Annotated in this window: 13 protein-coding genes; 7 read left to right on the top strand and 6 right to left on the bottom strand. The window is 69.5% G+C overall.

What is annotated here, in order from left to right; all coding sequences use genetic code 11:
- Positions 1 to 8: 8 nt before the first annotated feature.
- Positions 9 to 1343 carry a M20/M25/M40 family metallo-hydrolase gene (locus tag C6V83_RS05905; protein WP_105941608.1) on the top strand — a complete coding sequence of 445 codons (1335 nt, stop codon included), beginning with the start codon at positions 9 to 11 and terminating at the stop codon, positions 1341 to 1343.
- A 23-nt stretch (positions 1344 to 1366) separates the two neighbouring features.
- Here the strand turns inward: C6V83_RS05905 and C6V83_RS05900 are convergent, their stop codons facing one another.
- From C6V83_RS05900 to C6V83_RS05885, 4 genes are all read right to left on the bottom strand, one after another.
- Positions 1367 to 2275: a serine hydrolase gene (locus tag C6V83_RS05900; protein ID WP_234353886.1), complete on the bottom strand. Its 909-nt coding sequence runs from the start codon at positions 2273 to 2275 to the stop codon at positions 1367 to 1369.
- Positions 2276 to 2364: 89 nt separating this feature from the next.
- Positions 2365 to 3261 (bottom strand): serine hydrolase, encoded by an 897-nt coding sequence (locus tag C6V83_RS05895; RefSeq protein ID WP_234353885.1) that lies wholly within the window; start codon positions 3259 to 3261, stop codon positions 2365 to 2367.
- Positions 3262 to 3288: 27 nt separating this feature from the next.
- A complete protein-coding gene (locus C6V83_RS05890) occupies positions 3289 to 4704 on the bottom strand; it encodes a serine/threonine-protein kinase (RefSeq protein WP_105943754.1) in 1416 nt (471 codons plus the stop codon).
- Entirely contained in the window at positions 4701 to 5282 is a 582-nt protein-coding gene (locus C6V83_RS05885; protein ID WP_407646272.1) for a TetR family transcriptional regulator, read from the bottom strand. Before C6V83_RS05885 ends, C6V83_RS05890 begins: the two co-directional genes overlap by 4 nt.
- 237 nt (positions 5283 to 5519) lie before the next feature.
- Here C6V83_RS05885 and C6V83_RS05880 point away from each other — a divergent pair, with 237 nt between their 5' ends.
- From C6V83_RS05880 to C6V83_RS05855, 6 genes are all read left to right on the top strand, one after another.
- The gene (locus C6V83_RS05880; protein WP_105941605.1) at positions 5520 to 6596 is read left to right on the top strand and encodes a ferredoxin reductase; all 1077 of its coding nucleotides are present in this window, start codon (positions 5520 to 5522) and stop codon (positions 6594 to 6596) included.
- A 33-nt stretch (positions 6597 to 6629) separates the two neighbouring features.
- Positions 6630 to 7889: a fatty acid desaturase family protein gene (locus C6V83_RS05875; protein WP_105941604.1), complete on the top strand. Its 1260-nt coding sequence runs from the start codon at positions 6630 to 6632 to the stop codon at positions 7887 to 7889.
- A 72-nt stretch (positions 7890 to 7961) separates the two neighbouring features.
- Positions 7962 to 8207, top strand: coding sequence for a hypothetical protein (locus C6V83_RS05870; protein ID WP_105941603.1), 246 nt, complete (start codon positions 7962 to 7964; stop codon positions 8205 to 8207).
- Positions 8204 to 10087 (top strand): DNA helicase RecQ, encoded by a 1884-nt coding sequence (gene recQ / locus C6V83_RS05865; RefSeq protein ID WP_105941602.1) that lies wholly within the window; start codon positions 8204 to 8206, stop codon positions 10085 to 10087. Before C6V83_RS05870 ends, recQ begins: the two co-directional genes overlap by 4 nt.
- 28 nt (positions 10088 to 10115) lie before the next feature.
- The gene (locus C6V83_RS05860) at positions 10116 to 10649 is read left to right on the top strand and encodes a DUF4395 domain-containing protein (RefSeq protein ID WP_105943753.1); all 534 of its coding nucleotides are present in this window, start codon (positions 10116 to 10118) and stop codon (positions 10647 to 10649) included.
- Between the two features lie 142 nt (positions 10650 to 10791).
- The gene (locus C6V83_RS05855) at positions 10792 to 11505 is read left to right on the top strand and encodes a metal-dependent transcriptional regulator (protein WP_105941601.1); all 714 of its coding nucleotides are present in this window, start codon (positions 10792 to 10794) and stop codon (positions 11503 to 11505) included.
- On the opposite strand, the gene C6V83_RS05850 is transcribed toward C6V83_RS05855, so the two are convergent.
- Together C6V83_RS05850 and C6V83_RS05845 are read right to left on the bottom strand one after the other, a co-directional pair.
- Entirely contained in the window at positions 11475 to 12482 is a 1008-nt protein-coding gene (locus tag C6V83_RS05850) for an ABC transporter ATP-binding protein (RefSeq protein ID WP_105941600.1), read from the bottom strand. The genes C6V83_RS05855 and C6V83_RS05850 overlap by 31 nt on opposite strands.
- Entirely contained in the window at positions 12479 to 13942 is a 1464-nt protein-coding gene (locus tag C6V83_RS05845; protein WP_234353884.1) for an ABC transporter permease, read from the bottom strand. Before C6V83_RS05845 ends, C6V83_RS05850 begins: the two co-directional genes overlap by 4 nt.
- Between the last annotated feature and the right edge of the window lie 13 nt (positions 13943 to 13955).

The raw sequence follows: 13955 nt of genomic DNA, 5'->3' as shown, positions 1-13955 counted from the left end.
GTAGAGGCATGAACCAGAAGACTCTCGCCGACCGTGTCGATGCTCTGATGGGACTCGCGCGGGCCGACCTCACCGAAGCCGTCGCGTTCGCCTCGGTGCACGACGACCCCGACCGTGCCGCCGCGAACGCGGCGAGCGCTCGGTGGGTGGACGAGAAGTTCCGCGCGCTGGGTTTCGAATGCGAGGTGATCGAGACCTCCGACGGCTCCCAGGCGATCGTCGGCTACCGGCCCGGACCGGAAGGGGCCCGTACCGTCGCGCTCTACAGTCACCACGACGTGCAGCCTGCCGGGGACGAGTCGCTGTGGGACACACCGCCGTTCGAATTGACCGAGCGGAACCGCCGCTGGTTCGGCCGGGGTGCGGCGGACTGCAAGGGCAACCTCGTGGCGCACCTGACCGCGCTGCGGGCCGTCGGCGATGGGGCGTCGTGCCATGTGCGGATCATCATCGAGGGTTCCGAGGAGGCCGGTGGCGAGGGCCTGGACCATCTGGTCCGCGAGCGCCCCGAGCTGTTCGACGCCGATCTGATCCTGATCGGCGACACCGGCAACATCGAGGCCGGAACGCCGACTCTCACCACCAGCCTGCGCGGCGTCGTCAACGTCCGGGTCGACGTCCGGGCGCTCTCGACCGCCGTTCATTCCGGCCAGTTCGGCGGCGCCGCGCCGGACGCCATGGCCGCCCTCATCGCGCTGCTCGCCACTCTGCGGAACGATGACGGCGACACCGTGATCGACGCGCTGCCCGGTGACCAGAAGTGGGCCGGTGCCCCGTACCCGCCGGATCGGTTCCGCACCGACGCCGGTGTGCTGCCGGGTGTGGACCTCCTCGGCTCCGGCGCCCCCGCCGACATGGTGTGGGCCCGCCCGGCCGTCACCGTGATCGGTATCGACGCGCCGTCGGTCGACGATTGCGCGGCCGCGGTGATCCCGAGCGCGTCGGCACTGCTCAACCTGCGGGTTCCGCCTGGCCTCGACCCGACTCACGCGTACGACGCGCTCGCCGCCCACCTCGCGGCCCACGTGCCGTGGCAGTGCGAACTGACCGTCACCGCCGACGCGATGGGCTCCCCGTTCGCCGCGCGGACCGACGGGCCCGGTTACGCCGCGCTGACCGCGGCGATGTCCGAGGCGTACGACGGCGCCGAGGTGGTCCACTCCGGACAGGGCGGGTCGATCCCCCTGTGCACGGTGCTGGCCGAGACGGTTCCGGGCGCCGAGATCGCGCTGCTCGGCGTCGAGGAGCCGCAGTGCCGGATCCATGCCCCGAACGAGAGCGTCGACCCCGATGAGTTGCGTCGGACCGCACTGGCCGAAGCGATCCTGCTGAGCCGCTACTAGCCGACTTGCCGGGCACGCACGAATCAGCCGAGCGGATTCAGCGGCGAGCAGGAGCCTCCGGCGAACTTGCCGATGTTCCGCAGCCACCACTGGCCGACGCGGGTGACCATCCGCGTTCCGTCGGAAAACGACCCGCTCCGGGGCTTGGCCGCGATGCTGACCCCGAAGCTGCCGCGCGGCGTCGTCACCACGGCCAGCTGACGGACGACGTGCTTGCCGGTGCCGTCGGACACCGGTCCCCAGCCGCCCTTGACCGCGGACCTGACGCCCTTGCCCTTCGGCCTGGCGACACCCCACTGCTGGTTCTTGCCGACGTGCGCCATGAAGTCGAGCACGTCCTCGGTATCGGGCATGCAGGACAGGTGCGCGGCGAAGATCGACTGGTCGGTCAGCGCCCACGGCGTGTGTCCCGGGTAGCTGCGCGGCTCGTCGAGTTCCGAGGAGACACGAGTGCGACTGTCGTGCCCCTCGCGCAGCACCGCGGTGACCGCGTCGACCGACTTGCGCCCGCCGCCGAGCGCACCCCACAGTGATTCGGCCGCATCGTTGTCCGAGACCTCGATCGCCTTGAGCTCGTCGGCGGTGACCGCGGAGCCCCTCGCACGCTGCGCGGCGATCGCGACCGGCACCTTCATCGTCGACCAGGCACGAGCCACTGTGAGCGATCCGAACGACGTGGGCAGATCGCCGCCGACCGGAGTGATCGCGATGCCGACCTCACCGGGCAACGACTTCGCCATCGACTTGGTCAGCGAGCGAAAGCTCTTGTCCAGATCGGCCTTGGGCACCGTCGGCGCACCGAGACTCCCGTTGGGCAGCCCGGGCAAGGCCGCGGCCGCGCCGCCGGTCACCGTCGCCGCGGTCACCGCGACCGCCATCCCGAGACCGGCCAAGCATCGTCGTACCGACGTCACATCTACCCCTATGGTCACTCTGTCAACACGAGCAACACTAGAGAGCGCGCACACAGCCGCCAAGGGGCACGACCACGACGAGACCCTCGCGTGGCCGCGTCGTGACCTCAGCAGCGACCGGCGGGCAATGCCGCCAGCCGGGCGCCGAGCCACTGCCCCACCCGGTTCAGCGCCGCGATCCCGCTGCTCAGCGAGGCGCCCGGCGCATAGGTGGTCAGGGCGAACGCCGTCTGTTTGCCGTCCTTGCGGGTCAGCAGACCGATCTGGCGGACCACGTACCCGCCGCCCGCGCTCGGGCCCCAGCCACCCTTGACCGCGGTGGAACGATTCGGGATCACCTCGATCCCCCACTGCTGGTTCTCCGCCACCTGCCCCATCAGCGAGACGACGTACTCGGAGTCGGGCAGGCAGGGCAAGTTCGCCGTGAAGGTCGCCGCGTCGGGAAGCGCCCATACCGTCTGACCGAAGATCGTGAACTCGGGGCGCCGCCGCTCCGACGGCACCACGGAGTTCTCATCGCCGCCCTCGCGCAACACCGCGGTCACCGCGGCCGCCGCCTGCTGATCGGTGCCCAGCGAAGCCCACAGCGCCTCCGCGGAACCGTTATCGGAGGCGACGATCGCCGGGGACTCCGCCGGCATCCGGCCGTTCTTGCGCTGCGCAGCCAGTGCCAGCGGCACCTTGATCGTCGACCACGCGACCTGCGGTGTTTGCTCCCCGAGACTCACCACCTCGCCGCCGCCCACCGGCGCCATCGAGACGCCGACCGGCTGCCCCAATTCGCGGGTCAAGGCCGCAAAACTCGCCGCGAGGCCCCGTTTGGGGGTCGCCGCCGGACTGCTCTCGGTCGAGGACGGCGCCTGCCCGGCAGACTCGGTCACGTACACGATCTCGGTGGCCGTCGGGGCACTGTCCCCGTCCGAGCAGGCGGCGGCGCCGCCGGTCAGTGCGAGCACCACCAGCACTCCGGCGCCCCGGCGCAGGAGCGATCGTCGATCACGCACGTACCTTCTCCTTCGTGTCGCGTGCCCCTAGTAGATGTGCACCACGGCGTTGTTGCCACCGCGACACACCACGATGCCCGATTCCGGCACGCACGACATCGTGTACGTCTCCCCGGTCACCGGACTGAACGCGCGGACCGTGCGCGATTCGCCCTTCGGGCCCGCCGCCAGATACGCAGTCCGGACGCTCTGCGCGAACTCGCAGCTCGTGACACTGCTGCCGATTCCTTCGGTCTGGGTGCAGGGCGACGAACCCGGCGGCGGGGCGGCGAGTGTCGGTCCGGGCGCGTCGATGGTGCTGGTGATGGTGGTCGTCGACGACGGTGCGGCCTGCGTGGATCCGTTCCCCGAGTCCCGGAACGCGAAATAGTAGACGCCGAGGCCGATCAGCGCCGCGATCAGCACCCCGATCACCCCGGCCAGGATCAGATTCGAACTGCTGCCGCTCCGCGGGGGCGGCGGATACTGCGGCGGAACCGGCGCGTACTGCGTCCCCGCGTAGGACGCCTCGGCGGCGAGCGACGGCTGCTGCGCCTGCGCCTGCGGCTGCTCGGGCACGATGTTGGTCGGATACACCGTCGTCGGCGGTGCGGCCGGGATGAACGACGTCGCCGCCTCACCGGACAGCGCGGCGCGAGCGGCCGCGCTCAATTGCGCGGCCGTGGCGAAACGGTGCGCCGGATCCTTGGCGAGCCCGGTGGCGAGCACCTCGTCGAGTGCTTGCGGCACAGCCGGATTCAGCGCCCTCGCCGACGGGACGTCGTTCAGCACCGCGGCCTTGATGACGGCGGTGACGGTGTCTCCGGCATACGGTGTCCGACCGGTCAACAACTCGAAGAGCACCGCCGCCAGGGCATAGACGTCCGACGACGAGGAAGCCCGCACGTTGTCGAAGAGCTCCGGCGCCATGTACGCGGTGGATCCGATCGCCGTGCCCGCCCGGGTGAGACCGGAATCGGCCCCGTCGTTGGCGATCCCGAAATCCACCAGGTAGGCGAATCCGGTCGGCGTCAGCAGGATGTTCTCCGGCTTCACATCCCGGTGCACCAGCCCCGCCGCGTGTGCGGCGTCGAGCGCATCGCCGATCTGAGCGGCGACCGACACCGCCTCCTCGGCGGGCAGCGGCCCGGACCGGCGCAGCACCTGGCGCAGGTTGTCTCCGTCCACCAGCCGCATGTCCAGATAGAGCATGCCGTCGATCTCGCCGTAGTCGTGGATCGGAATGATGTGGGGCTCACCGAGTTTCGCCACCAGCTGGCACTCGCGCCGGAATCGTTCGGCAAAGGTGCCGTCGTCGGCGGTGGTCCCGCCGAGCAGCTTGAGCGCCACCTCGCGGTCGCGGACGGTGTCGTAGGCCCGGTACACGGCCCCCATTCCACCGCGCCCGATCAGTTGATCGATGCGGTACGGGCCGACCACAGACCCCACCAAGTGTTCGCTCACCGCGCCGTCTCCCTCCACTGGCCCATCCCGAGGATCACCATCACCAGTTGTTTCTCTGCGCGGCGCACAATCGTTTCTTCGGTCCCGATTCGGCCGTCACCGTCGAGCAGCTCGGCCACCGCGGTCATCATGATCGTCACGAACATGTCGGCCGCGATCTCCAGGTCCTCGGCCTCCCAGCGGGCGAGCGCCGGAATGCGGGCCAGATCGATCGCCAGCTCCCGGGAGAACAGCCGCAACTCGGTGCTGATGGCACGCCGCACCTCGGCGACGCCGCCGTGCTGCTCGCGGATCAGGAATCGGAACTTCGCCTCGTCGGCACGGACGTGCCGCAGCAGGATGTTCAACGACTCGCGCGCCGTCGGCATCCCGCGGCTGGCCAGATCCCGACGACCCTCGCGCAGCGCCCGACGCAGGACCCGCATGGAGTCCTCGACCAGCGTGACTCCGAGATCCTCCATCGACGCGAAATGCCGATAGAAGGCGGTCGGGACGATGCCGGCCCCGCGGGCGACCTCACGCAGGGACAGACTGCCGAATGAACGGTCGTCCACCAAGTCGATGGTGGTGTCCAGCAGCGCCTGCCGGGTCTGCTCCTTCTTCTCCGCACGCGAGAACCCGGCGTCGCCGTCGGCCTTGGCCCGCCTCGGACGACGACGGGAACCACCAGCGGAATCGGTCGTTGCAGCCACGAGGTCAGTCTAGGCGGTGACGGCCGACACATCGGAAAGCCTTGCACGCCTCCTGGGACATATGCCATCGTTCTTTGTGTACAGCCGTTCACTCACAATCAGCACAGCCCCCAAGGAGCGACAATGGCTACTCGACTCACCGGTCTGATGGAGAACCTCATCGAGGCCACTGCCACCCCGTACCCCGTCGACCGCTACCTCGAGTTCGTCAACCCGATGCTGACCTGGCGCGAGACACGCGCCAAGGTGATCGGCCGCGAGAAGCAGACCGACCGCACGGTCACCCTCACCCTGTCCCCCACCCGCCAGTGGAAGGGCCACGTCGCCGGACAGTATGTCGAGGTCAGCACCGTCGTGGACGGCATCCGGCACCGCCGCTTCTTCTCTCCGGCCAACGCCCAGCAGGACGCGGGCATCATCGAACTGACGGTCACCGCGCACGACGACGGCTTCATCTCCAAGCACCTGCGGGAGAACGTCCGCCTCGGCGACGTCGTGCGTCTCGGCGCCGCGACGGGCTCCTTCGTCCTGCCGGCGCAGCGCCCCGCACGCACTGTCCTGGTGAGCGGCGGCAGCGGCATTACACCTGTCATCTCAATGCTGCGTACGCTCGTCGCCGAAGGGCACGACGACCCGGTGACTCTGGTGCACTACGCGCGCACCGCCGACGACGTCCCGTACGCCGCCGAACTCGACGCCGCGGCACGCACCCTCGGCAACGTCGACGTGCACCTGCACTACACCCGCGAAGCCGGCGGCGGCCACTTCTCGCCCGCACACCTCGACGGGATCGCCGACGCCGACGGTGCACAGGTGTTCCTGTGCGGCCCGTCCTCGTTGATGGCGCAGGTCCGCGAGTACATGGAGAGCCGCGACCTCGGCGACCGTCTCCACAGCGAGGCGTTCACCCTCGACACCGCCCCGGTGATCGACCCGAACCAGCCGATCACCGGCACCGTCACCTACACCGAGTCGGCCACCACCAGCGAGAACGACGGCCGCACCATCCTCGAGCAGGCCGAGGCCGCCGGCCTGAGCCCCGAGTACGGCTGCCGCATGGGCATCTGCTTCTCGTGCACCAAGGTCCGCAAGTCCGGCTGCACCCGCAACATCCTCACCGGCGAGCTCGACTCCGAGGCCGACCAGCAGATCCAGATCTGCGTGTCCGCCCCGGTCGGCGACGTCGACATCGAACTCTGAATCTCACCACCCCACGCCCCAGGAGGTCCAACCATGGCTGTCAACATCGAACCCGCTCGCTTCGCTCCCGGCGTTCGCAACATCGAACCCGCTCGCTTCGCTCCCGGCGTTCGCAACATCACCGACTACTTCAAGTCCCACGAGAAGACCGACGTCGTCGAGGTCAACCTGACCGCCGAGCAGGTCGAGCAGATCGGCAAGGAGCTCGACGACCTGCGCAACCGCATCGTCGCCGACCTCGGCCAGTCCGACCGCGACTACATCTACGGCATCATCGAAGCGCAGCGGAAGCTGGAGTTCGCCGGCCGCGCGATGATGTACTTCCCCTTCCTCCCGCCGGTGTGGCTGGCCGGTGTGGCGTCGCTGGGCATCTCCAAGATCCTCGACAACATGGAGATCGGTCACAACGTGATGCACGGCCAGTACGACTGGATGCGCGAGGACACCTACAACTCGCGCGAGTTCGACTGGGACAACGTCTGCCCGGGCGACCAGTGGAAGCACAGTCACAACTACATGCACCACACCTTCACCAACGTCCTCGACGAGGACCGCGACATCGGTTACGGCATCCTCCGAATGGCCCGCGACCAGAAGTGGAACCCCTACTACCTCGGCAACCTGGGCTACGCCACGGCCTTGATGCTGCTCTTCGAGTGGGGCGTCATGCTGCACGACCTGGAGGCGGAGAACCTGGTCCAGGGCAAGCGCAAGTGGACCGACGTCAAGGGTCTGGTCAAGGGCATGTGGCGCAAGGCCAGCAAGCAGGTCTTCAAGGACTACATCGCCTATCCGGCGCTCACCGGTCCGTTCTTCGTCACCACGCTCATCGGCAACGCGGGCGCCAACCTGATCCGCAACGTCTGGGCCTACTCGATCATCTTCTGCGGTCATTTCCCGACCGGTGCGCAGACCTTCACCAAGGAGGAGACCGAGAACGAGACCAAGGGCGAGTGGTACCTGCGCCAGATGCTCGGCTCGGCCAACATCGAGGGCGGTGACCTGTTCCACATCATGAGCGGCAACCTGAGCCACCAGATCGAGCACCACCTGTTCCCCGACGTGCCTGCCAACCGCTACCCGGAGATGGCCGAGGAGGTCCGCGCGATCTGCGAGAAGTACGGTCTGCCGTACAACACCGGCTCGCTGAGCCACCAGCTCGCCTCGACCTGGACCAAGATCGCCAAGCTGTCGCTGCCGAACTTCATGACCGAGGACGACAACAACATCGTCCTGAACATCGAGCGCAGCAAGGACGCGGCCAAGGCCACCCGCTCGACCAAGGTCGCCTGACCCCGCGCGCGATCGGCGTGCGTCGTCGCTACTCGGTATTCTCAGACGGGAACGAGCGAAGGAGTCGCCGCAGTGGGCAAGATTGAACGCAACAAGGACCTGGTCCAGGACGTCGTCGAGAACACCGCGCGCGGCGTCGGATCGATCGCCTCCATCATCACCGGCGCCGTCGCCGACGTGACGCGCGAGATCGGCGACATCGTGACCGACGGCCTGGAGATGCGGGAGGCCGCCAAGGCGGCCAAGCGCGCCGAAGAGGACGCCGACGCCGAACTCGACGCCGAACCGGCTTCCGAGCAGCGAGAACTGGAGGCGTGACCCCCGCCCGCGAGGCCCTTCGCACCGTCTTCGGCTACGACTCGTTTCGCGGAGACCAGGAGCGCATCGTCGATCACGTGATCGACGGCGGCGACGCGGTGGTGCTGATGCCCACCGGCGGCGGCAAGAGTCTCTGCTATCAGATTCCGGCCCTGGTCCGGCACGGCTGCGCGATCGTGGTCTCCCCGCTGATCGCGCTGATGGCCGACCAGGTCGGCGCCCTGCGCCAGCTCGGCGTCCGGGCCGCGTTCCTGAACTCCACGCAGAGCTTCGAGGACCGGTCCGCCGTCGAACGCGCATATCTGGACGGCGAGCTCGACCTGCTCTACGTCGCCCCCGAACGGCTGAGCCAGCGAGGTACCCGAGAGTTCCTGAGCCGCGGAAAGCTGAGCCTGATCGCGATCGACGAGGCGCACTGCGTCTCGCAGTGGGGTCATGACTTCCGGCCCGACTACCTCGCGCTGGGCGAGCTCGCGGAGCTCTGGCCGGACGTTCCGCGGATAGCGCTGACGGCCACCGCGACCGATCGCACCCACCGCGAGATCACCGAGCGCCTGCATCTGCAGCGCGCCGAACACTTCGTCGCCAGCTTCGACCGGCCCAACATCAGCTACCGGATCGAAGCCAAGGACCGCGTGCAGCACCAGTTGCTCGACTTCATCCGCACCGAGGGCTTCGACGACGGCGTCCCGCTGACCGGGATCGTCTATGCGCTGAGCCGCAAGAGCGTCGAGAACATCGCGAGGTTCCTGTCCGCCAACGGGATCGACGCGGTGCCGTACCACGCGGGCATGGACGGGCGGTTGCGCGAGGAGACACTGCGGCGCTTTCTGCGCGAGGACGGCGTCGTGGTGGTGGCCACCATCGCCTTCGGCATGGGGATCGACAAGCCCGACGTGCGCTTCGTGGCACACGTGGATCTGCCGAAGAGCGTCGAAGGTTACTACCAGGAGACCGGGCGCGCCGGGCGCGACGGACTGCCGTCGGTGGCGTGGATGGCCTACGGTCTTGCCGACGTGGTGCAGCAGCGCCGACTGATCGAGTCCTCCGACGGCGACCATGCCCACCGGATGGCGCAGACCCGACTTCTCGACGCCATGCTCGCGCTGTGCGAGACCGCGGACTGCCGGCGCGCCCAGCTGCTGCGCTACTTCGGCCAGGAGATCGCCGGAGGCGCGGCGGGCGGCGGCTGCGGCAACTGCGACACCTGCCTCGACCCGCCCGCCACCTGGGACGGCACCGTCGCCGCGCAGAAGGTCCTGTCGACCGTCTGGCGCCTGGAGCACGAACGGGGCCGCAAACGCTTCGGCGCCGGGATGCTGGCCGACATCCTGGTCGGCAAGTCGACGCCCAAGATCGGCCAGCTCGGGCTCGAGACGATCTCCACCTTCGGCAAGGGCGACGAGCTCGACGCCAACGGATGGAAGAGCGTGATCCGCCAGCTGATCGCGCAGGGCTATCTCGCCCCGCACGGCGACTACGGAGTCCTCACGCTCACCGAGAAGTCCCGATCGGTGGGCAAGGTGACCGGAGTGACCTTCCGGGAAGAGGCCCGACGGGTGCGCTCGGCTCCCGGCGGCCGAACCAAGCGCACCGCCACCGAACTGTCCGGCGAGGAGGGGCAGTTGTTCGAGGCGCTGCGCAAGTGGCGTTACGCGGTGGCCAAAGAAGCCGATGCCCCGGCCTACACCGTGTTCAGCAACAAGACGCTCGAGGCGATCGCCCAGGTCCGCCCGGCCGACGTCGAGGAACTGCTGACCGTCTCCGGTGTGGGCGCCGCCAAGGCCGAGAAGTACGGCGCCGCCGTGATCGGCGTGATCAGCGATTTCGATCACGGTGCGCGCAATCCTGCCGCTCCGCCCGTCGGCAACCTACCGTGAGGTGTTCGCCGAGTCCGGAGGAGACCACATGGCCGACCTGTTCACCCAGGTAGACGACTCGATCGCCGTCGCCGAGCCGCCGAAGACGGGGTTGCGGGCGGCCTTCGAGTTCCCCAATCCCGTCAACGAGTACGCCGCTCGGGTCACCGCCGGCCTGGTGATCGTGCTGGCCGTCGCCGCGATCGTCGTGAACCAGTGGTGGCTGTACGGGGTGCTGGCGGTCGGCTTCGCCCTGCGCGTGGCCGGCGGGCCCCGCTACTCCCCGTTCGGCCGCCTGGCGGTCCACGTGATCGTCCCGAAGGTGGTCAAGAAGACGAAGCTGGTCCCCGGCCCGCCGAAGCGCTTCGCCCAGACGGTGGGACTGGTGTTCTCCGGGACGGCGCTGGCCTTGTCGCTGCTCGGCCTCGGCCTCGCCGCCCAGATCGTGACCGGCGCGCTGGTCGCCGCCGCCTTCTTGGAGTCGGCGTTCGGCTTCTGCCTCGGCTGCGTGGCCTTCGGCTACCTGCAGCGGGCGGGCATCATCCCGGAGTCGGTCTGCGAGGCCTGCCACCGCGTCGGCTGAACGGACCAAACCCCCTGCCCCGGCGGTTCTCGCTGTGGCCGGTGTCCGATTCGCGGTATCGTGGGCAGAGTTCCGAACCATCGACGTATCGTCACAGCCCATCAGGTTCGGGGCTCGGTGATTTGGGGGATCGACAACTGCTATGACCGCCACGACCCCGGTCGGGGCAGACCCGCTCGCGGCCGTCTCGCCGACGATGAGCGCGTTCCTGCGCACGATCTACAACCTTCACGAGGACCACGTCCCGGTGCGGCGCGCGCGTATCCGCGAACGCCTGAACCTGTCGGGTCCCACCGTCACGCAGGCGGTGGCCCGGATGCTCGACGCCGGTCTTGTCGAGGACCGGCACGGTCAGTATCTCGCCTTCACCGACCAGGGCCTGCGCGTCGCCGTCGTCGCGGTCCGCCGGCACCGGCTGGCCGAGCGGATGCTCACCGACCTCCTGTCGATTCCCGCTCAGCACGCGCACGCCGAGGCGATGCGCTGGGGCCAGATGATCGGCGAAGAGACCGAGCGGGCCATCGTCGCGAGCCTCGACGATCCCACGCACTCTCCGTGGGGCAACCCGATCCCGGGACTGGAACTGATCGGCGGCCCGGAGTCGGTGTTCGTGGAGCCGGACCTGCTGTACCAGCTCGGCCCGCCCGGATCGACGGTCACGGCGCTGGTCCGCTCCATCTCCGAGGACACGCAGGACGACCCCGAGATCGCCGACGCACTGGTGGGAGCAGGGATCGTCCCGGGCGCCCAGCTCAAGATCACGGTCGGCGAGGCCGCCTTCGAACTCCGCGGCCTCGGCCGCTACGACCTTCCGGTCAAGAGCGCTCACATGGTGCGCGTCGACGTCCTGGAGTGAGCGTCGGCCGGGACCACCGCCACCTCGTCGCCGAGCTGCGGCGGGCGCGAACCGGCGGGCACGACGACGACCACGGGTTCCCCCGAATCCGTCGACACGACGGTCACCTGGTGGTGGGTGCCGCGGAACTCGACCGCCGTCACCAGCCCGGTCGCCACCGCATCGGTCGCCGGATCGAGCGCGCCGGCCGCGTGGAGTCGGAGTTCGTGCGGGCGCGCATGGCGCCTGTCGGCGCCCGCACCGATCCTGTTCAGGTCGCCGAAGAGCCCGCCCACCCGGTGATCCACCGGACGGGCGTAGACGTCTTCCGGCGTGCCGATCTGGCGGATCTCGCCGTCCAGCAGCACCACCACCCAGTCGGCCATCGCCAGCGCCTCGGCGGGGTCGTGTGTCACCAGCAGCGCGGTGGCGCCCGAGGTGCGGAGCAGCGCGCTCACCTGTGAACGGAGGGCCGTGCGCAGCCCCGAGTCGAGTGCGGAGAAGGGCTCGTCCAGCCCGATCAACGACGGCGACGGCGCCAGCGCCCGAGCCAGCGCGACGCGCTGACGCTGGCCGCCGGAGAGCTGCGCCGGCCGGCGATCGGCGACGTCGTGCAATTCCACCAGCGCCAGCATCTCCTCGACCCGGTCGCGGCGCGCGGCACGGCCTCGCAGCCCGTAGCCGATGTTTCCCCGTACGGTCAGGTGCGGAAACAGCGCACCGTCCTGCGGGACCAGACCCACGCCGCGGCGCTCCGGCAGCACGGCGATCCCCGGCCCGGAGACCACACGATCGCCGACCCTGATGGTCCCTTCCGCGATCGGCTCGAGGCCGGCCACCGCGCGCAGCATGGTCGTCTTGCCGCATCCGGACGGTCCGAGCACCGCGGTGATCGATCCGGACGGAACCTGGAACGACGCCCCGGACAGGGCGACGGTGCGGCCGTAACGGACGGTCACCGAATCCAGGGTCAATGGTGCAGACAGGGATTCGCTCATCGGGATCCGCCTTTCGCGAACAGGAACGCCGACAGCAGAGCGGTCGGCAGCGCGGTCACCATGATCAGCACGATGCCCAGCACCGCTGCCTCGCCGGTGGCCAGATCATTGGAGAGGCTCCACATGTGGGTCGCCAGGGTCTGGGTGCCGATCGGCCGCAGCAGCAGGGTCGCCGGCAGTTCTTTGGCGACGGTCAGGCCGGCCAGCAGCGCGCCGGCCGCGATGCCCGGGAACACCAGCGGAAGACGAACTCGCACAAGGGTTTCCCACCGCCCCGCACCCAAGGTCCGCGAGACGTCGACCAGTGATCCCGACGTGGAGTCCAGACCGGCCCGGATCGGCCCCACTGCGAGCGGCAGGAAGAGCACCGCATAGCAGGCCACGAGCATGCCCGGAGTCAGATAGAAGTCGCGCCCCAGCCGGATCCCGACGAAGACGAACGCCAGGCCCACCGTCACCCCGGGAAGCGTGTAGCCGAGGTACGAGACGGACTCGACCAGACCTGCGCCGCGACGGCGGGGCCGGGCGGTGAACAGCGCCACCGGGATCGCCAACGCCGTCACCACCACTGCCCCGGCAACGGCGTACCCGATCGTCGCGGTGAGGTCCGGCCAGAACCACGCGACGATCTCGCCCGCGGACCGGCCCGCCAGCCGCCGGGACTGCCGCATCTCCCGGATCAGCGCGATCACCGGGATCAGGATCCCGACGGCCGTCACCGCCGCCATGAAGAGCCAGGCCGCGGTGCGCACCGCGAGCGGGTGCCGCTGCTTCGATGCGCGTTCGACCGCGGCGATCGGGGCCGCATCCATTCGCCGGATCATCCGTTCGGAGGCCGCGAGGACCAGGGCGGCCGCGATCAGCGCGAGGCTGTACACCGCCGGCAGCGTGCGGTCGAAGGCGCCGTTGTACGCGTTGTAGATGCCGACCGTGAACGAGTCGAACCGCACCGATGCGGGCCCCCCGAAGTCACCGAGCGCGTACAGCGCCACCAGCAGCGCCCCACCGGCCGCCGCCGGCCGGATCCGGCGCAGGGTGATCGCGAAGAACGTGTCGACCGGACCGCGCCCGAGAGTGCGGGCCGCATCCTCCATCGACCGGCCCGACGCCGACAGCGACGCCGCGACCGGCAGCAGGACCAGCGGATAGCACGCGGCGGAGAGCACCAGCACCGCCGCCCAGAATCCCTCGAATCCGGGGAAGAGCCGGGTCCAGGCGAAGCCGGCCACGTACGACGGCACGGCGAGCGGGGCGGCCAGCAGTCCCACCATCAGCGGCCGCCCGCCGACCAGCCGCACCGCCGCCACCGCCAGTCCGATGCCCAGCACCACGCACACCGTCGTCACCGTCGCGGCCAGCGCGACGGTGTGCAGCGCGAGCTCGGCGGTGCGGGGACGCCACAGCATCGCCCCGGCACCGTCGGCGTCGACCACGCGGACCGCCAGGTACACCAGCGGCACCGAGACCAGCAGG

Origin of the sequence: Gordonia iterans, assembly GCF_002993285.1 — a bacterium.
Lineage (GTDB): Bacteria > Actinomycetota > Actinomycetes > Mycobacteriales > Mycobacteriaceae > Gordonia > Gordonia iterans.
Note: the sequence above shows the minus strand (reverse complement) of the source record. Positions and strands in the feature narration are given on the sequence as shown.